Source organism: Streptomyces sp. NPDC029836 (genome assembly GCF_055574495.1).
Genome location: NZ_JBVHZI010000001.1, coordinates 247,736 through 265,614, shown reverse-complemented (window position 1 = coordinate 265,614; position 17,879 = coordinate 247,736). Strand labels below are relative to the sequence as shown.

The 17,879-nt window shown below is 73.9% G+C and carries 19 protein-coding genes; 8 read left to right on the top strand and 11 right to left on the bottom strand.

What is annotated here, in order from left to right; translation table 11 throughout:
• Window positions 1-28 precede the first annotated feature (28 nt).
• Window positions 29-586 carry a DM13 domain-containing protein gene (locus ACZ4XJ_RS01260; RefSeq protein ID WP_362875584.1) on the top strand — a complete coding sequence of 186 codons (558 nt, stop codon included), beginning with the start codon at window positions 29-31 and terminating at the stop codon, window positions 584-586.
• An 84-nt stretch (window positions 587-670) separates the two neighbouring features.
• Complete coding sequence (locus ACZ4XJ_RS01255) at window positions 671-898, top strand: hypothetical protein (protein ID WP_468494866.1); 228 nt, start codon at window positions 671-673, stop codon at window positions 896-898.
• 77 nt (window positions 899-975) lie between these two features.
• Here ACZ4XJ_RS01255 and ACZ4XJ_RS01250 read toward each other — a convergent pair whose 3' ends face one another.
• Both ACZ4XJ_RS01250 and ACZ4XJ_RS01245 read right to left on the bottom strand, forming a co-directional pair.
• Window positions 976-2,208 (bottom strand): cytochrome P450 family protein, encoded by a 1,233-nt coding sequence (locus ACZ4XJ_RS01250; protein WP_468494865.1) that lies wholly within the window; start codon window positions 2,206-2,208, stop codon window positions 976-978.
• 75 nt (window positions 2,209-2,283) lie between these two features.
• The gene (locus tag ACZ4XJ_RS01245) at window positions 2,284-3,516 is read right to left on the bottom strand and encodes an FAD-dependent oxidoreductase (protein WP_468494864.1); all 1,233 of its coding nucleotides are present in this window, start codon (window positions 3,514-3,516) and stop codon (window positions 2,284-2,286) included.
• 275 nt (window positions 3,517-3,791) lie between these two features.
• Here ACZ4XJ_RS01245 and ACZ4XJ_RS01240 point away from each other — a divergent pair, with 275 nt between their 5' ends.
• Both ACZ4XJ_RS01240 and ACZ4XJ_RS01235 read left to right on the top strand, forming a co-directional pair.
• Window positions 3,792-4,052: a DUF6480 family protein gene (locus tag ACZ4XJ_RS01240; RefSeq protein ID WP_362875580.1), complete on the top strand. Its 261-nt coding sequence runs from the start codon at window positions 3,792-3,794 to the stop codon at window positions 4,050-4,052.
• A 203-nt stretch (window positions 4,053-4,255) separates the two neighbouring features.
• Window positions 4,256-4,783, top strand: a complete 528-nt coding sequence (locus ACZ4XJ_RS01235; protein ID WP_362875579.1) for a DUF5133 domain-containing protein — start codon at window positions 4,256-4,258, stop codon at window positions 4,781-4,783.
• Window positions 4,784-4,863: 80 nt separating this feature from the next.
• Here the strand turns inward: ACZ4XJ_RS01235 and ACZ4XJ_RS01230 are convergent, their stop codons facing one another.
• Together ACZ4XJ_RS01230 and ACZ4XJ_RS01225 are read right to left on the bottom strand one after the other, a co-directional pair.
• A complete protein-coding gene (locus tag ACZ4XJ_RS01230) occupies window positions 4,864-6,249 on the bottom strand; it encodes a sensor histidine kinase (RefSeq protein WP_468494863.1) in 1,386 nt (461 codons plus the stop codon).
• The gene (locus ACZ4XJ_RS01225) at window positions 6,246-7,013 is read right to left on the bottom strand and encodes a response regulator transcription factor (RefSeq protein ID WP_468494862.1); all 768 of its coding nucleotides are present in this window, start codon (window positions 7,011-7,013) and stop codon (window positions 6,246-6,248) included. Before ACZ4XJ_RS01225 ends, ACZ4XJ_RS01230 begins: the two co-directional genes overlap by 4 nt.
• Before the next feature lie 73 nt (window positions 7,014-7,086).
• Here ACZ4XJ_RS01225 and ACZ4XJ_RS01220 point away from each other — a divergent pair, with 73 nt between their 5' ends.
• Together ACZ4XJ_RS01220 and ACZ4XJ_RS01215 are read left to right on the top strand one after the other, a co-directional pair.
• Window positions 7,087-8,271, top strand: coding sequence for a UDP-N-acetylglucosamine--N-acetylmuramyl-(pentapeptide) pyrophosphoryl-undecaprenol N-acetylglucosamine transferase (locus ACZ4XJ_RS01220; protein WP_468494861.1), 1,185 nt, complete (start codon window positions 7,087-7,089; stop codon window positions 8,269-8,271).
• Window positions 8,268-9,269, top strand: a complete 1,002-nt coding sequence (locus ACZ4XJ_RS01215; RefSeq protein WP_468494860.1) for an SDR family NAD(P)-dependent oxidoreductase — start codon at window positions 8,268-8,270, stop codon at window positions 9,267-9,269. The genes ACZ4XJ_RS01220 and ACZ4XJ_RS01215 overlap by 4 nt, the downstream gene beginning before the upstream one ends.
• Before the next feature lie 219 nt (window positions 9,270-9,488).
• Here the strand turns inward: ACZ4XJ_RS01215 and ACZ4XJ_RS01210 are convergent, their stop codons facing one another.
• From ACZ4XJ_RS01210 to ACZ4XJ_RS01190, 5 genes are all read right to left on the bottom strand, one after another.
• The gene (locus tag ACZ4XJ_RS01210) at window positions 9,489-9,872 is read right to left on the bottom strand and encodes a VOC family protein (protein WP_362875574.1); all 384 of its coding nucleotides are present in this window, start codon (window positions 9,870-9,872) and stop codon (window positions 9,489-9,491) included.
• Window positions 9,873-10,138: 266 nt separating this feature from the next.
• On the bottom strand, window positions 10,139-11,485 hold the full coding sequence (locus ACZ4XJ_RS01205) for a phytase (protein ID WP_468494859.1): 1,347 nt from the start codon (window positions 11,483-11,485) through the stop codon (window positions 10,139-10,141).
• Window positions 11,486-11,806: 321 nt separating this feature from the next.
• The gene (locus ACZ4XJ_RS01200) at window positions 11,807-12,343 is read right to left on the bottom strand and encodes an NUDIX hydrolase family protein (protein ID WP_362875572.1); all 537 of its coding nucleotides are present in this window, start codon (window positions 12,341-12,343) and stop codon (window positions 11,807-11,809) included.
• 255 nt (window positions 12,344-12,598) lie between these two features.
• Window positions 12,599-13,330 (bottom strand): DUF4839 domain-containing protein, encoded by a 732-nt coding sequence (locus ACZ4XJ_RS01195; RefSeq protein WP_362875571.1) that lies wholly within the window; start codon window positions 13,328-13,330, stop codon window positions 12,599-12,601.
• Window positions 13,331-13,510: 180 nt separating this feature from the next.
• Window positions 13,511-13,984 carry a hypothetical protein gene (locus tag ACZ4XJ_RS01190; RefSeq protein ID WP_468494858.1) on the bottom strand — a complete coding sequence of 158 codons (474 nt, stop codon included), beginning with the start codon at window positions 13,982-13,984 and terminating at the stop codon, window positions 13,511-13,513.
• A gap of 154 nt (window positions 13,985-14,138) precedes the next feature.
• Between ACZ4XJ_RS01190 and ACZ4XJ_RS01185 the strand changes: the two genes are divergently transcribed.
• Window positions 14,139-14,738, top strand: a complete 600-nt coding sequence (locus ACZ4XJ_RS01185) for a TetR/AcrR family transcriptional regulator (RefSeq protein WP_468494857.1) — start codon at window positions 14,139-14,141, stop codon at window positions 14,736-14,738.
• A 110-nt stretch (window positions 14,739-14,848) separates the two neighbouring features.
• Here ACZ4XJ_RS01185 and ACZ4XJ_RS01180 read toward each other — a convergent pair whose 3' ends face one another.
• Window positions 14,849-16,264: a lamin tail domain-containing protein gene (locus ACZ4XJ_RS01180; protein ID WP_468494856.1), complete on the bottom strand. Its 1,416-nt coding sequence runs from the start codon at window positions 16,262-16,264 to the stop codon at window positions 14,849-14,851.
• A gap of 426 nt (window positions 16,265-16,690) precedes the next feature.
• Here ACZ4XJ_RS01180 and ACZ4XJ_RS01175 point away from each other — a divergent pair, with 426 nt between their 5' ends.
• Window positions 16,691-17,524 (top strand): SDR family oxidoreductase, encoded by an 834-nt coding sequence (locus tag ACZ4XJ_RS01175; protein WP_468494855.1) that lies wholly within the window; start codon window positions 16,691-16,693, stop codon window positions 17,522-17,524.
• Between the two features lie 25 nt (window positions 17,525-17,549).
• Here ACZ4XJ_RS01175 and ACZ4XJ_RS01170 read toward each other — a convergent pair whose 3' ends face one another.
• On the bottom strand, window positions 17,550-17,795 hold the full coding sequence (locus tag ACZ4XJ_RS01170; RefSeq protein ID WP_468494854.1) for a hypothetical protein: 246 nt from the start codon (window positions 17,793-17,795) through the stop codon (window positions 17,550-17,552).
• Window positions 17,796-17,879: the final 84 nt, after the last annotated feature.

Here is a 17,879-nt window from a genome sequence, read left to right as displayed (position 1 = left end):
GATCAGTGGGTTCGGCAGGGGAGCGGCAATGGTGAACGGCAAGCGGCGCGGACGGTTCTTCATCGCGGGACTGGTGACGGCCCTGGTGCTGTTGGGCGTGGGCGTGTACTGGTTCCAGCCGTGGAAGCTCTGGCAGGACGACCGCGTGGACGAGGCCCTGCCGACGGCCATGAAGCCCGCACCGTCCGCGCCCGCCCCACCGTCGGGCGCCGCCGCCCCCGCCGCCCCGCCGCTGCGGACCGTGGCCCGGGGTGACCTGATCAGCCACGAGCACACCACCACGGGCACGGCGAAGCTCATCCGCCTCGCGGACGGTTCGCACACGCTCCGGCTGGAGAACCTCGACACCAGCAACGGGCCGGACCTGCGCGTGTGGCTGACGGACGCCCCGGTCAAGGAGGGCACGGCCGGCTGGCGCGTCTTCGACGACGGCAAGCACGTCAGCCTCGGCAAGCTGAAGGGCAACAAGGGCGACCAGAACTACGAGGTACCGCCCGACCTCGACCTGTCCGCGTACAGCAGCGTCGCCATTTGGTGCGACCGCTTCGACGTCTCCTTCGGCGCGGCGGAACTGACCCGGGCCTGAGGACTGCGGTTGCGGAGGAGCCGTGGGGGCGACAGCGTGGAGCCGCAGGCAACCCATCCCAGCCGTTGCGAGGAGTCGCCGATCATGGGCGGTATGCAGGACAAGCGTCAGGAGCCCGGCAAGGGCCGCGAGGAGCAGCAGCAGGAGCGCACCGGGCGGGAGCGCACGGACCGCCCCGAGCAGGACCCCGTTCACCCCGGCACGAGCGCGGTGAAGGCCCGGGGGAAGAGCCCCGAGGAGCTCAAGTACCCCCGCCAGGACGAGAACCCGCGCGAGCGGGACGAGGACGAGAGGCGCGACGGGGAATCCTGACCCCGCACACGGGCCCGTACCGTCGTGCCGTACCGGTGAAGCAGTCATCGGCACGGCACGACGGCGTTCGGGGACCGCTACCCGGTCGCCGGGGCGCCCGGGTTGAAGGTCACCGGCAGGCTCTGGGGGCCGCGCAGGCCGCCCGGCCGCCAGGGGATCTCGTCCGGCGGTACCGCGAGGGCGAGGCCGGGGAGCCGGCGCAGCACCGTACCGATCGCGATCTGGCCCTCCAGTCGGGCCAGGGGGGCGCCCAGGCAGTAGTGGATGCCGTGCCCGAACGCCAGGTGGGCGTTGTCCTGTCGGGTGATGTCCAGGCGCTCGGGATCCGGGAAGCGCGCCGGGTCGCGGTCGGCGAGGGCCGAGCCGATCAGTACGGTCGCGCCGCGCGGCACGCTCACGCCCGCGATCTCGACGTCCTCCCGCGCGAACCGGGCGATGCCGGGGCTGACCGGGCCGTCGTAGCGCAGGAACTCCTCGACCGCGTCCGGCAGCAGGGACGGATCCGAGCGCAGCAGGTCGAGCTGGTCGGGGTGGGCGAGCAGGGTGGAGATGCCGCCGCCGATCAGGTTGACCGTGGTGACGTAGCCCGCGGCGAGCAGCAGGAACACCATCGCGACCAGCTCGTCCTCGGTGAGCCGCTGTTCCTCGTCCCGGGCCGCCACGAGGTCGCTGAGCAGGTCGTCGGCCGGGCGGGCCCGCTTGTCCCGGATGAGTTCGGTGACGTAGGCGCGCATGTGCAGCCACGCCTCGTTCACCACGGCGGGATCCGGCGGCCCCGCACCCCGCATGATCAGGCGATCGGTCCAGTGCTGGAAGTCGTGGCGGTCGTCCACCGGCACCCCCAGCAGTTCACTGATCACCGTGACCGGGAGCGGCAGCGCGAAGTCCGCGACGAGGTCGGCGCGGCCGGTCGGTACGACCGCGTCCAGCAGCCGGTCGGTGAGGGCCTGGATCCGCGGCCGCATCCCGGCCACGCGACGGGCGGTGAACGCCTTGGAGACCAGGCGGCGCAGGCGCGTGTGGTCCGGCGGATCGCTGCGGAGCATGTTGCTCAGCATCGACTCGCGCTCGGTGCCGGGCAGCTGCCGCAGCAGCCGGGTGTCGGCGGCGTCGCGTACGTCGCTGCTGAGGCGGGGGTCGGACAGGGCCGCCAGGCCGTCCTCGTAGCGGGTGACGAGCCACGCCTCCAGGCCGCCCGCGATGACGGTCCGGCGCACGGGGCCGTCCTCACGCAGTTGCCGGTACAGCGGGAACGGGTCCGCGACGAAAGCCGGGTCGGCGTAGGGCAGGTGGACCGGCCGCTCAGTCATGGTGCCTCCCAGGGTGTCTTCCACGGATCAGCGGGTGCGTCGGTTCGGTGGGCGCCGGGCAGCGGGCGTGCCGGCTCAGCGGAGCGACTCCTTCGGGGGACGCTCGCGCAGGGCCCCGTAGGCGAGGAAGTACGCCGGGACCCGGTTCAGCCACCGGGAGTCGGTGATCAGATCGGTCATCCGCCGGGCCCGCCGGGGGTCACCGAACGCGGTGCGGCCGGCCAGCAACGGCTCGATGACCTGCCGGTGGGCCATGCGCTGGAGCCCCTGGGTGACCACCGTGGTGGGCAGCCGGCGCTGCTGTACGCGGCGCACGTCCCGGAGCCCCACGGCGCCCTCCCGCAGCGGCCGTACGAGGTGGCGGGCGGCGGCGACGGCGTCCTGGACGGCGAGGTTGATGCCGATGCCGAAGACCGGCGACATGGCGTGGGCGGCGTCACCGATGCACAGCAACCCGGGTCGGTGCCAGCGCCGCAGCCGCTCCAGCCGGACGTCGAGCAGTTTGACCTCGTCCCAGGACGTGAGGGCGTGGGCCCGGTCCGCGAGCCAGGGGGCCGCCTGCGCGAACCGGGCGTTGAACCGCTCCAGGCCCTCGGCGCGCCGCCCGGCATCGGTCCCCTTGGGAATCAGCGCCGCGCACTGCCAGTAGTCGCCGCGGTCGATGAGCGCGGTGAAGAACCGGTCTCCCACGCCCCCCACCAGCCCGCTGGGATCGTCCTCGTGACGCGGCAGGCGGAACCACCAGGCGTCCATGGGGCACGGAAAGCGCTCCAGCCCCAGTTCCGGCAGCGCCCTGGCCAACGAACCGCGGCCGTCGCAGGCCACCGTCAGATGGGCCCGGATCTCGCCGGCTCCGCCGTCCGCGGTCCGGTACCGCACGCCCACGACGCGTCCGCCCTCCATCAGGAAGGACGTCGCCCCGGTGTTCATGCGCAGCCGGAAGGAGGGCTCGCGGCGTGCCTCGTCGGCGAGGAGGGCGAGCAGGTCCCACTGCGGCACCATCGCGATGTAGTTGTACGGGCCCGGCAGCGCCCCGATGTTCCCGACCGTGACGAGCGAGCCGTCCGGGCCGAGGGGCAGCAGGACGGAGGTCACCCGGCGCTGCGGCAGCCGGGCGAACCGTTCCGCGAGACCGATGTCGTCCAGCAGCGACAGGGTGGAGGGGTGCACGGTGTCGCCGCGGAAGTCGCGCAGGAAGTCCCCGTGCTTCTCCAGTACGGTCACCTCCACCCCCGCCCGCGCCAGCAGCAGGGCCAGCACCATCCCGGCCGGTCCGCCTCCCACCACGCAGCACGTCGTGCGTTCCACGGCCATCACTCCCTCCGCGGGACCGGGCGGGCCCCACAGGACATATACCGCAATCGGGGCTACTGGGCCCGTAAGGCGGTGGGGCCGGGCGGCCCGGTGCCGTGCCCGACCGCACCCGGGAGGCAGCAGGCCGCCCCGGTACGGAACCGAGGCGTGCCGGGGTGGGGCGTGGGTAGGCGCCGGGCATCCCGGGCTCTCGGAGCCACCCGCGTCAGCGCGGGGCGCGTCGCCGAGGGTGCGGGGAACGGACGTGGCCGTCGAGATGAGGAGGACCCATGTCCGCACACATCCCGGACCCGGAGCCGTCGGACCCGGCGTCGTCGGATCCGGCCGTGGGGCCCGCGTCCCCCCTGCCCACCGCTGGTGGGGTGCCGCCGGGAGAGACCCCGCCGGGGGAGTCCAGCACCGGCTCGGGGGCGGGTCCGTACCGGCCGCTCACCCGCGGCTGGGGCATGGGGCCGCTCGTGGTGATCTGCCTGCTGGCGTTCGCCTGCGCCCTGTTCTTCCTGGCCTACGCGGTCTTCCTGGACCTCTGAGCAGCGTCGTCCGCCGCGTCCGAGCCCGAGACCCCCGGTTCGCCACAGGTCCGGGACGGATGAAGCCCGTGCCGCGTACCCGATCGCGGCGGACCCCGGCATATGTTTCATGAGCACCCGGAGCCCGGGAGCCCCGGAGCATCCCCGCCATGCCCGCCATCCCGGACTCCCCCCGCTGCCGCCTCGGAACGAAAGGGCAACGCATGTCTGAGCCCGGTCTTCGGACACAGCAACCCGCCCCCGCGCCGGCCCGATCGGCGAAGCCGTTCCCGGGACACTTCCCGGGCCACGACGCGGTCGCGCGCGCCCTGGGCCTGCTGATGGCGTCGACGCCGTGCACGGCCCGGCACGCGCGCCTGATCCTCGCGACGGCCGCAGACCTCGCCCAGGTCACCGTCGCCGAGCTGGCCTGCGCGATGGCGACGGCGCCCGGCGAGGGCCCCGCGTCCGCACCGGGACGCGTCGTGCGCGCCCTCCACCGCGCGGTGGCGGCGGCCCGCACCCCGGCCGCGCCGACGCCGGGCGCTACACCGCCGCCCAGCCGGACCCGGACCGAGGAGGTCCTCTCCCGGCTGCGGGGCTGCCAGGCCCGCCTCACGCACACCCCGCACGACCCCGGCGCCCTACGCGCCATGGACGACGCCGCCCACACCCTCTGCGTCCTCATGGGCCGCCCCAGCGCCCACGAAGCGGTACTGGCGGCGGAGCGCCACCTGGCCGAGGCGACCTGAAACGCGCCACCGCCCCATGAGCCCCCACCCGGCGGCGCTCAGAACGTCAGTCGGAACAGCGCGCCCCCGACCGGTGGCCCTCAGAACGTCAGTCGGAACAGCGCGCCCCCGCCCGGAGCGGCCTCCGCCGTCAGCTCGGCGGCGTGGGCCCGGGCGATCTGCCGGGCCATGGCCAGGCCCAGCCCCGACCCCGGCAGGGCGCGGGCCGCCCCGGCCCGGTAGAACCGGTCGAATACGTACGGCAGGTCCTGCTCCGAAATCCCCGGCCCGTGGTCGCGGACGGTCAGCTCCGCGCCCCCACCGGTGCCGGCCGCCACCAGCTCCACCTCCACGGGCAGCCCCCCCCGGCTGAACTTCGCCGCGTTGTCGAGCAGGTTCCCCAGCAACCGGCTCAACCGCGCCGGCACCCCCGGCACCACGACCGGCTCGGCGGGCACCCGTACCCGGAACGGGACGTCCGGCCAGTGCGTCCGCGCGGCCTCGGCGCAGTACTCCACCAACGCGCCGAGCCGGACCTGCTCCACCAGCGGCTGCGGCTCCTCGTCGCGCGCCAGCTCGATCAGGTCGTTGACCAGCCCCGTCACCTCCCGGAGCTGGCGGCCCAGCGCGGCCGACGCCCGCTCCCGCTGGTCCCCGGTGAGCCGATCGCCGCGCGCCAACAGCTCGGCGTTGGTGCGCAGCGCCGTCAACGGGGTGCGCAACTCGTGCGAGGCGTCCGCGACCAGCCGACGCTGGGCGGTGACCGACGCCTCCAGCTCGCCCAGCATGGTGTTGAAGCTCCCGGCCAGCCGGGTGATCTCGTCCTCCCGCCCCGGTGGCGGCAGCTCGATCCGGTGCCGCGGGTCCCGGGTGGCGGCGATCCGCTCGGCCGTCGCGGTCAGCCGGGTCACCGGCGCCAGCCCGGTCCGCGACACCCAATGGCCGAGGACGGCGGCCAGCAGCACCCCGGCCGCCGCCGTCGCCACGAGCCACCGGGCGGCGTCCTCGATGCCGTCCTCGACCGTGTCCGCCCGCAGCGCCACCTGGAGCGCCCGCCCCTTGGCGTAGTCGGTGGTGAGCATCCGGGCGGGATACCCGGACAACGTGATGTTCGTGTAGTACGGGGCCCGCCGACCGGCGGCGACCTCCCGCGCGGCCGGGCTCACGGGCAGCAACCCCCGCGCGGCCGGGTCGGCGGCGGGATCCGCGGCCACCACCTCCGCGCACGCCGGAGCCGCCAGGTAGCGGCACTCCCCGGCCAGGGTGCCCGGCGCCGCCCCCGGGTCGCGCTGGGCGGCGAGCCGCGCCGACTGGGTCAGGCTGAGGTCGAGCTGCTGGTACAGCGCGGAGCGCACCACGACGAACGCCGCCGCGCACACCCCGACGGCCACGAAGGCAACGGCGGCGGTGACGGCCAGCGCGAGCCGGGTCCGCAAGGGACGCCGCCTGCGCCAGGCACCGCCGAGCCGCCGACGCCCGCCGCTCACGCCGCGTCCAACCGGTAGCCGACCCCGTGCACGGTGTGGACCAACCGCGGCTCCCCACCGGCCTCCAACTTCCGGCGCAGGTACCCGACGTAGACGGCCAGCGAGTTGGAGTCCGGCCCGAAGTCCCGCCCCCACACCAGCTCCAGGATCGACTCGCGCGGGAGCACCTGACCCGGGTGACGCAACAGGAGTTCCAGCAGGGCCGCCTCGGTACGACTGAACTCCAGCGGCCGCCCACCCCGCCGCCCGGTCCGGGTCGCCGGATCCAGGACGAGGTCGGCGAACCCGAGCGGGGCGCCCCCCGCCGGCCCGGGTGAGGCCCGGCGCAGCAGCGCCCGTACCCGGGCGACCAGCTCGTCCAGCGCGAACGGCTTGACGAGGTAGTCGTCCGCCCCGGCCTCCAGCCCGTCGACGCGCTCGCTGACGGAGTCGAGCGCGGTCAGCACGAGGACCGGCGTACGGTCACCCAGCGCCCGCAGCCGCCGGCACACGGCCAGCCCGTCGAGCACCGGCATCATCACGTCGAGGACGACCGCGTCGGGCTCCCAGGTCGCCACCCGGGAGAGGGCCGCGAGACCGTCCGCCGCGCCCCGGACCTCGTACCCCTCGACGGAAAGACCATCCTCGACGGCCGCCCGCACCTCGGGCTCGTCATCGACGACGAGGATCCGCGGCCCGGGGGCGCCGCCCGCGCCGCCGGCGACTCCCGTACTGCCGGCGACTCCCGTACTGCCGGGCTCGTCCGTGTTGTCCGAACTGTTCATGGGGGACAGCCTGCCAAAGCCGTCTGAGAGAACCTCTTAGAACCTTCTTAGGGCGCACCGGGAGTGTGCGGCCATGACCACACCACAGACACCCGCGGCACTCTCCGTCGTGATCGGTGCGGGCGGCACCGGCGGCCACATCTATCCCGGCCTCGCCCTCGCCGAGGCACTGCGCGCCGCCGTGCCGGGCGCCGTGGTCTCGTTCATCGGGACCGAGCGGGGCCTGGAGACCGAGCTGATCCCAGGCGCCGGATACCGCCTGCACACCGTCGACATGATCCCCTTCGACCCCGCCCTGGGGGCCAAGCGCTACCTGTTGCCCGCCGCCCTGCTGCGCTCCGCGCACCAGGCCCGCGCCGTGATCCGCGCCCAGGGCGCCCAGGTCGCCGTGGGCATGGGCGGCTACCCCAGCGCGCCCGCCGTCCTCGGGGCCCGCCTGGCCGGGCTGCCGGCCGTGATCCACGAGTCCAACGCCGTCCCCGGCCGCGCCAACCAGTTCGCGGCCCGCCTCACCCCGCACATCGCCGTGGCCTTCGACCGCAGCCGCGGCCACCTCTCGGGCGGCGCCGGGGCACTCACCACCGGAATGCCGATCTCCGCCGCCCTCTCCGGCCTCGCCGAACTGCCCGGAGCGGACCGGACGGCCCTGCGCGCCGACGCCCGGCGGGCGCTCGGCGTCCCCCGAGGGCGACGGCTCGTCGTCTTCAACGGCGGCAGCCTCGGCGCCGTCCGCCTCACCCGCGCCGCGACCGCGCTCGCCGGGTTGTGGCAGTACCGCGACGACGTACAACTCCTGGTCAAGACGGGCCCGGCCACGCTCCCCGACACGATCGCCGACCTCGCCGCCTCCGGCGGGCAGCGCATCGCCCGCGCGGTGCCGTACCTGGACCGGATGGACCTCGTCTACGCGGCCGCCGACCTCGTGGTGTGCCGCGCCGGCTCGGCGACCGTCGCCGAGCTGGCGGCCACCGGCGTCCCCGCCGTCCTGGTGCCCTACCCGCACGCCCCCGGCGACCACCAGACCCACAACGCGCGGGTCCTGACCGACGCCGGCGCCGGACTGCTGCTGTCCGACGCCGAAACCACCGCCGAACGCCTCGCCGGCCTGATCGGCCCGCTGCTGGCCGACCCGGCCCGGCTGAGGGCGATGGCCGGCGCCGCCGACCCCGGCCCGCACGCGCGGGCCGCCGAACTGCTGGCCGCGGAAGTCCTCCGCGTCGCCGGCTTCGTCCCCACCCCCCACCTGGAGCGCATATGAACCAGAACAGCTGGACCGGCCGCACCGTCCTCGTCACCGGAGCCGAAGGCTTCATCGGATCGACACTGGTGGACCTGCTGGTGGCCCGGGGCGCACGCGTACGGGCCTTCGTGCACTACAAGCCGTACGCCGAGAAGGGCCACCTGGCCCGCTACCTCGCCGACCCGGACGGCCCCGTCGAAATGTGGGCCGGTGACGTCCGGGACGCGGGCCGGGTCAGCGACGCCGTCGAAGGCTGCGACACCGTCCTCCACCTGGCGGCGCTGATCGGCATCCCGTACAGCTACGCCTCACCGGGCGCGTACGTGCAGACCAACGTCACCGGCACCCAGAACGTCGCGGAGGCCTGCCGCCGGCACGGCGTACGCCGCCTCGTGCACACCTCGACCAGCGAGGTCTACGGGACGGCGCTGACCGTCCCGATCTCCGAGAGCCACCCCCTGCAACCGCAGTCCCCGTACTCCGCGTCGAAGATCGGCTCGGACATGATGGCACTCTCCTTCCACCACGCCTTCGAACTTCCGGTGACGGTGGTGCGCCCCTTCAACACGTACGGGCCGCGGCAGTCGGCCCGCGCGGTCATCCCCACGATCCTCGCCCAACTCCACGCCGGCTCCCGCGAGATCCGCCTCGGCTCGCTCACCCCGACCCGGGACTTCACGTACGTCACGGACACGGCCGAGGGCTTCCTGGCGGTGGCCGAGTGCGACCGGGCCCTGGGCGAGGTCGTCAACCTCGGCACCGGCGAGGAGATCTCCGTCGGCGACCTGGCCGAGGCCCTGATCAAGGCCTCCGGCCGGGACGCCGAGGTGGTCGTCGACCCGGCCCGACTGCGCCCCTCGGGCAGCGAGGTCCAGCGCCTCCTGTCGGACAACCGCCGCGCCCGGGACTGGGCGGGCTGGCAGCCCCGGGTCGGCCTGGAGGAGGGCCTGCTGCGCACCTCGGACTGGATCGCGGCGAACCCCGGTCTCTTCGCCCCGAACCGCTACGCGGTGTGACTCCGCGGCGGGGCCGACGCCGACCCCCGTGCTTGACGACTTGTCAGATCGCCGGTCAAGCTGCGGGGCCTCGGGTGCTGACAAGCTCGGGGCACGGCCGACGGCCGCGTCCGCCCGGCCCCTGCTCGGAGCGGGGTACGTCTCATGACGGGCGCCGTCGGCCGCTCGCCGCCCGCGCCGCGTGACCAGGTGGCAACCGCGCCGGGCGGGCCGCCGGGCTCAGAGGGGCTTGAGGCGGGTGCGCAGGAGGCAGAACTCGTTGCCTTCCGGGTCGGTCAGGACGTGCCAGCTTTCGGTGCCGCTCTGGCCGACGTCGGCGGGCCGGGCCCCGAGGGCCAGGAGTCGTTCCAGCTCGGCGTTCTGGTCCCGGTCGGTGGGGTTGACGTCGATGTGCAGGGGGAGTTTCCCGGACCGGGGGTTGCTGCTGGGGCTGAGGACGAGCGTGGGCTGCGGACCACCGAAACCGGTGCCGGGCGGCCCGATCTCGATGCTTCCGTCGTCCTCCCGGCCCAGTTCGACGTAGCCGAGGACCTCGCCCCAGAACGCGGCGAGCCGCTCCGGGTCGGCGGCGTCGATGACCAGCTCACTGATGCGGGATGCCATGACGGCCAGTGTAGGTGGTCGGGGTCCGCACGTGCCGTTGGCCGACGGCGACATCGCGGCGCGTGCGGCACCCATGGTTCGACCCGTGCGGCGCGGCACGGCGCGGGACGATACGGCGGGGTGCACGGCGGCCGCGGGCGGCTGAAGCGTCGCGTGCGGTCAGGAGTTCCCGAGACACGTCTCCGTCCCTCCGGGGTCAGGACGGAGGAACTGAGCCCCGGGCGGGCCCGGTTATGGGTGGGCCCGCCCGGCGGTCGGACGTCCGGTCAGTCGTCCAGGGCGTCCAACACCCGACCCAGGTCCACGAACTTGAAGCCCGTGGCGGTGCGCGGCCCGTCCTCGGGGCCGTCGTGGCCGTCCTGCACCACGAGGAGACCGCGGGGGAACGCGCGGCCGAGGGGCTGGTTCAAGGCCGCGGCCCCGTCGCATTCCTCCGAGCCGTCGAGGGTGCGGGAGCGTGCGGTGATCCGTACGCCGCCCTCGTAGGCGTGCTCGTCCTCGCGCTCACGGTCGTAGAAGGCGAAGGTGTCGTCGCCCTGGCTCGACGCCATGAGGTAGCCGTCACCGTCGCCCTCGTCGACGATGGTCAGCCCCTCCACGTCCGCGGACAGGCGACGGCCGCCGAAGCCCGGGTCGGCGCCCGCCGTGCACTCCTCGGTCGCCTCGTCGTAGACGGCGGGAACGCCGTACTCGCGGACGCGGTCCACCAGCACCGGCGCCGACGTCAGATCGGCGGGCATCCGCCAGATGCCGACGTCCTCCTGGCCGGCGTAGAGCGTGCCGTTGGCCGGGTCGACGACCATGCCCTCGACCTGCGGCCGTTCGCCCGGCTCACCGCAGGGGGTCCAGGACGATCCGTTCGGCAGCCGGAAGGAGGAGGGCAGGTCCAGGGTCCGCACCAGGCGGTATCCGACCGTCCCGCCGGCGGAGGCCGTCAGTTCGAGGAGGGCGACGCGGGTCTCGTGGCGGCGGCTGACCAGGGCGTAGACGCGGCCGGTGGCGCGGTCCGTCCAGGTCGCCAGGCCGTACGCGGTGCGCTGGTCGTTGATCTCCTCCTGCGAGCCGGAGAAGACCGCGGGGACGCCCGGAGCGGTGACGTCGGTCAGCGGGCCACCGGGCCGGTCGCGGTCGACGCGGTAGACGCGCAGCCGGTCGTTACCGCGGTCGGTGACGACGGCGAGGTCCGCCCGGCCCGTGGACAGGCGCATCCTGTGGACCAGGTCGACGTTGTTGAACCGCCCCGGCGCGTCGTCGGTGCCCGGCCCGCCGGGCGCGGCCAGCGCCTGCACCTGGCGCGCGGCGAGGTCGTAGACGCGGAGCCCGCCCTCCTTGGCCGTGGCGACGACCAGGCTGCGACCGGGATCGGCGTCGTTGCGCCAGATGGCGGGGTCGTCGGCGTTGGCGTTGCCGCCCTCCTCGTCGTCGAACAGCGTGGCGGTCTCGGCCACCGGGGTGACGGCGGGCAGCGAGCCGCTTCCGCGCCCCTGCGCCGCGGCCGGGGCGGCCACGGTGAGACCGGCGAGCACGGCCAACGCCGCGGTCAGCGCGAGGGCGGTCGCGACGGGGCGGGCGGGACGGGTACGACGAGGGCGATCAAGACGGTGAAGTTCCACCAGGCGTCTCCAGCGGTCGGTCGACACGTACGGGCAATGGCGGCTGAAGACTGGAGCCCGCGCGTTACGGGCTCGTCGTCACCGGGCGACGAACAGCCAAGTACGACATGAACATGACGTGCCGGGGTGCCGTGTCCCTTGCCGACGCTGCGGACCACCCTCGGTGCGAGGCCGCGCGGTGGGTCATGCCGCCGGCCGAAGGGCTGCCCGGTGGCTCCGTACCCACGACGCCCTCGCCCGCGCCCTGGGCGGCCGGCCCGACTGAGCGTACGCACGAACCACGGGGGCTCCGCGCCCCCGTGGTGTCCGTCCGTCCGGTTCTCAGTACGTGTGTCCGACGTGGGCGAGGGCCTGCTTCAGCAGCACCCCGTGGCCGCCGGGCATCTCGTTCTGCACGGCCGGGGAGGCCGCCTCCTGGGGGCTGAACCAGACCAGGTCGAGCGCGTCCTGGCGGGGGCGGCAGTCACCGGTCACCGGGACGATGTAGGCGAGGGACACGGCGTGCTGGCGCGGGTCGTGGTACGAGGTGATGCCCGCGGTGGGGAAGTACTCGGCAACGGTGAAGGGTTGGAGGGAAGAGGGGATCCGGGGGAGGGCGACCGGTCCGAGGTCCTTCTCCAAGTGCCGCAACAGCGCGTCCCGTACCCGCTCGTGGTGCAGGACGCGGCCGGAGACCAGGGTCCGGCTTACCGTTCCTGCCTGACCCATGCGCAGCAGCAGCCCGATGCTGGTGACTTCGCCGCTGTCGTCCACACGTACGGGCACGGCCTCCACGTACAGGATCGGCATCCGGGTCCGGGCTGTTTCCAGTTCGTCGGAGGTCAGCCAGCCGGGCGTGGTTTCGGTCGTGTCAGACATTGCTTGAGCATACGTTCCTGGTGGGGCGCCCGCAGTATTCGGGGCCGGTTCGCACAGGGCAGTTCGAGCAGCGTTCGGGCGGCGCCGAATTCGGCCTGACGGAGCGGCAGCCGCACGGCGCTCGCTCGCCGCCCTTGCCTCGCCCGGCCCGGGCGCCGACGTGGACCACGACGTGCCGGTGGCCCGCACGGGCCGTGACGGATACGGCCGCACGAGCCGGGCCCGGCCGTACGTGATGACGCGGCCGCCCCTTGACTACCGGGTCTCCGTCGACACGGGGTCGAGGAAGAAGAGGCACTGCTTCGCGTGGAACTCGCCCACCACGGCGACGAAGCGGAACGTATCGCCGGCACGGATGGCGGTGGGGACGTTCCCGCCGGTCAGCTTCAGTTCGAGGACGTTGACGTCCTCGAACTTGAAATCCGGGCCGGTCACCGTCTTCGGTCCCTGGTCGCCGGGGCCCAGGAGGACGTCGTAGCGCGTGTCGTGGTCACCGTGGGGCGCCATGTGCACGATCGAGCCGTCGAAGGCGACCGTCCTGCCCCTGTACTTGGTAGCGAAGTCCGGGTTCGCGCTGTCGCAGGAGTCCGCCGTCTTCAGCAGCGCCGCGAACTCCGGGTTGTTCTGCGGCGTGATCACCTCGGGGGCAGCCGACCCGGCCGGGGTCGGAGTCGACGTGCCGGACGGTCCCGCGCTCGCGGTGGCCACGGCCGGCTGCTTCGACTCGTCCTTCTTCCCGCCTCCCCCCTCGAACGCCGCGCCCACGCCGATGACGACGGCCAGCAGCACGAAGCCGCCGATCGCGGCGCCGATCAGGAGCCGCGGCAGGGGCTTCTTCGGTCGGCGGAACTCGAGGGTGGAGCGGAGCATGCCGGGGGTCTGGTCGACGAGTTCCCAGCCGTCCTTCCGCAGTTTCGAGATCACCGAGCCGTCGGTGCCGCGAACCGTCTGCACGGTCTTGTACTCGTACCTGATCTCGTCGGCCATGCGGCTCCGCGCCCCCTGAATGAACTGCTCGTACCAACTGCCACGCGAGCATAGGGGACTTCGGGAGGAAGGCGGCATCGTCGGATCGCATTCCACCCCGAGCTCGCGTTGCGATCGAGGAGCACCCGGACGCCATTTCACCCCCCGGATGCCTCCGGGCGGGGTCATGCCGGTCGGGGGTCATGCCGGGCGGGCCGGAGCGGGTGCGGCGAGTTCGGTGTCGGCCCGGGCGGTGACGTGGGTCAATGCGCGGGCGGCGACTTCACGTTCGGACGTCGGGAGGTCGCCGTACAGCCGCTCGGTCAGCGCGGCCACCGCGTCGGTGAACGCTCGCTGGAGCTCGGCGCCCCGATCGGTGAGGGACGGCCGGGCGCCGGCGAGCAGCCCCGCATCGGTGAGTTCGTCGAGCAGGGTGTGAGCCCGCGCCGGGTCGATCTTGAGCGTGGCGGCCACGCGGTCGACGGCGCCGGCGCGGTCGAGTCCGTCGGCGATCGCCTTGAGGGCGACGGACCGGTGGAAGGTCAGGCCGTGGGAGGCGAGGAGCCGGTCCCGCACGGCGGCGATCGCGTGGTAGGCGATGCCGATGGTCCGGCCGTCGAGGAGAGGAACGGGGGAGGGGGAGGTGGAGGGGGAAGGGGAAGGGGCCGTGGTCATGGGGCGAATCTCCCTGTGGGCTTGGCTTGTTGGAATGCCGGTGTCCCCAAGCGGAGGAATCTCCGGTTGGCTGGTCGCCACTCTAGGTGGAGAGTTCTCCGATTCTCAAGGGGGAACCGGAGAACTCTCCGCTCCGTCCGTTAGGCTGCTCCGCATGACCGCCCCCACCGAGCGCGCCGATGCCGCCCGCAACCGCCTGCGCATCCTCGACGCCGCCCGGCGGCTGCTCGCCGCGGACGGCTTCGCCGGTCTGTCCCTGGACGAGGTGGCCAAGGAGGCCGGGGTCGGGGTCGGCACCGTCTACCGGCGGTTCCACAACCGCGCCGGGCTCGTCTACGCGCTGATCGAGGACAACGAGACCGCCTTCCAGGAGGCGTTCGCGCTGCGCTGCGCGGACGGGTCCGCCCCGTCGGCCCCCGATCGCCTGCGCGCCTTCCTGCACGGCATGGTGGAACTCGTGGACGACAACCGGGAGTTGTTGCTCCTGGCCGAGGCGAGCGCGCCGGCGGGACGCTATCGCAGTGCCCCGTTCCGTCGGCACCACGAGCAGGTCGTGGGCATGGTCACGGAAATCGCCCCCGGCGTGGACGCCGCCTACCTGGCCGACCTGCTGCTCATGGCGTACACGCCGGGCCTCTTCAACCACCAGCGCACCGCGCGCGGTTGGGACGCGGACCGCGTCAAGCGCGGACTCGACGTGGTCGTCGCGGGCATCGGGGCCGTCGGAGCGGGCGATCCCGACCAGCCGCGGTAGCGGCCGGCCCGGCGGAGGTCTCCCGGACCAGCGCTCCGCGGCGCCCGCGGGAACGGAGCGGGCCCGGGAGGGCGAGTGATCCGCCTTCCCGGGCCGCGAGCCGCGACGGGTCAGCAGGCGAGGGTGCCCTTGCGGAGGGCGTGGCCGCTCGTGTTGCTGTCGTCGGACCAGTGGACGGGCTTGGTACCGGCGACGCATTCGGATGCCGGGGCGATCGCGAAGCCCTCGTTGTTCAGGTTCGACAGGCCGGTGGGCCGGTCGTGGACGGCCGTCGTGGCGAAGGCGCCCGAGGCGTCGACCCGCAGGGTGCGGTGCCGGCCGTCGCAGGTGTCGTCACAGACGGCCCACAGCCGGGAGGCCTGCGGTTCCCACTGTAGTTCCATCACCGCGGACAAGCCGCTGGGCAAGGCCGCCACCCGGGTGTAGCCGCCCGAGTCGGCGAGGACGTAGCCGTAGATCATGCCGGTGCCCTCGACGCCGACGAAGAACACGCCTCCGGAGTGGGCTCCGTAGCGGGCGGGGTCGTACGCGGCGCCCGTCGAGGCGTCCTTGAAGCCGGTGCCGGTCAGGTAGCCGTCCGGGACCCAGGTGACCGCTTCGAGGCCGAGGTTGGAGCCGACCGAGGGCAGGTCGGAGGTCAGGTTCCACTCCCGGCCGGCGGTCAGGGTGGCCGCCGAGCCGCTCACGTCGTAGCGCAGGACGGACAGCCGGCTGGTGCCGGAGGCGTCGCCGTTGCGCTCGGAGGCGACGTACACCCCACCCGCGGCGCCCGAGCCGGTGACGGTGACGCCCTCACCGTCCGGCGCGCCCGAGCCGCCGGGGAAGCGCAGGGTCTTGCCGGCGGACCAGCCGCCGGTGGTGTCGGGGGCCCAGCCGCCCGAGCCGTTCGGCACCAGGCGCCACAGCTTCCCGGAATTCTGGGCCCCCCACATCACGGCGCCGTCCTGCTGGAGTCCGCTCAGGTCCTGGCCGAACACGTTGGAAGCGTCGGCGTTCGCCACCGAGGCACCGCCGGGCCAGGCCGTCGGGGTGGTGCCGCCGCCGGTGCCGCAGGAGTTGGCCGCGCCCAGGGTCGGGGCGGCGGCCTTGAACGCTCCGGTGCCGTCGGGGCAGCGCGACCACGACGGATCCGAGTGCTTGCTCCAGGTGAAGCTGTCGACGAGGTTGCTGCCGTCCGGCAGGTACAGGCGCGCCTTGTCGGAGGAGCCGAGACCGAAGGCCGAGTGGACGTCGAAGGAACGGAAGGCCCCGGCAGCCAGGGTCGTGCCCGAGGCGATCTTGTACTTCGAACTGTTGCTGTCGTCCTTGAGGATCCAGCCCGAGACGTCGACTGCGGCGGCGCCCTTGTTGTACAGCTCGATCGAGTCGTCGACGTCGCCGGTCGTCACCACCTCGTTGACGCGGATGTCATCGGCGGGCGCGGCTTGGGCGGGGGCGCCCGTCAGGGTGACGGCCAACGCCGGGGCGGCGACGGCGAGCCGGAGGGCAAGGGTGCGGCGCCGACGGGGTGCGCGCGATGCGGTCACGGTGTACTTCCCGAGGATCGAAGAGCTCGTTCGTGAGCTCAGGACCGCCCGAGGTTCGCGGCCCGGACCGAACAACCGCCCCCCGCGACATGGGCGGATCATGAACGCCGACGGAACGCGTCGTACGGCGGCATGACCCCCGCTCTTCTTCGGGACGGACGCGGCGGACGCCGGCCGGCGCCGTGCGCCCTGACGTGCGCCCGCGCGCCTCCGCACGCCCCCACGGGAGGGATGGCCGCCGTACGCAACCGCCCTGACGATGAACTGCCGTCGCGTTCCGGCCGGCCGGAACGCGACGGTTCGCCTTCGGACGGTTCGCCTTCCGACCGCTCGCCGCCCGGCGGTTCGCGCGGCACGCCGCGATCCGGCCCGCCGGGCATCGCGGCGCACCACTCCTTCCGGCACCACGACCACGACGGGGGAACGATGGGACGACGCTGGCTGATCACGGGATGCTCCTCAGGACTCGGGCACGCGCTGGCCACGGCCGCCGCCCGGGCCGGGGACGAACTCGCGGTCACCGCCCGCAAGACCGCCGACCTGGAGGAACTGGCCGCCGCCTGGCCCGGCCGCGTCATCCCGGTCCCGCTGGAACTACGGGACGCCGCCTCCTGCGAGGACGCCGTCCGTACGGCGCTGGACCGTCTCGGTGGCATCGACATCCTCGTCAACAACGCCGGCGTCGGACTGTTCGGCGCGGTGGAGGAGGTGTCGGACGCCGAACTGCACGATCAACTGGAGACCCTCGTCGTCGGCCCCTGGCGGCTCACCCGCCTCGTCCTGCCCCTCATGCGGGCGCAAGGACACGGCCACATCGTCAACGTCTCCTCCGTGGTCGGCCGCATGGCCTTCCCCGGCCTGGCCGCCTACGTCGCCGGGAAGCACGCCCTCGAAGGCATGAGCCTGGCCCTCGCCGTCGAGGCCGCCCCGCACGACATCCGCGTCACCGTACTGGAACCGGGCATGTTCGCCACGCGCTACGGAACCTCCATGGCCGAAGCCCGCCACCGGGTCCCCGCCTACGACGCCACCAACCGCGAGATGCTCGAAGGAGCGCGCGGCCTCGCCGACAACCCGGAGACCGGCCGTCCCGAGGACTTCGCGGCGCGGGTACTCGCCATCGTCGCCGCCGACACCCCCACACCCCTGCGCATCCCGATCGGCGACGACGCGTTCGGCTACCTCGACCTGGCGGAGCAGGCCGCCCGCGAGGAGTTCGCCGCGGCCCGCACCCTCGTACAGGGGCCGCCGCCGGCGTGATGGCCGTCGCGACGCGCCGGGGCGCTCAGCCCGCGGTCCCGCCCGGGCCCCCGCCCGGCCCCGGGAGCCCCTTCCCGCCCGTCCCGCGGCGCCGCTCGGCCGCCCGCGCCGCCCAGGCGGCCGAGTCGACCTCCGGGCGGGCGCCGCCCTCGCGCTCCGACGCGTCCAGCTGGACCGCCCACACCCACATGACGAAGGCCGCCGGCAAGAAGGAGCCCGCCAACCCCAGGCTCGAATCGATGTCCTCGGACAGGGACTCCAGACCGGCCACCGGCCTCACCTCCTCACCCGATCGGCCCCCGGGCGTTTCCCCCAGGACGGCCTCCCTCCAGCCTGCGTCCCCCACGGCGGCCCT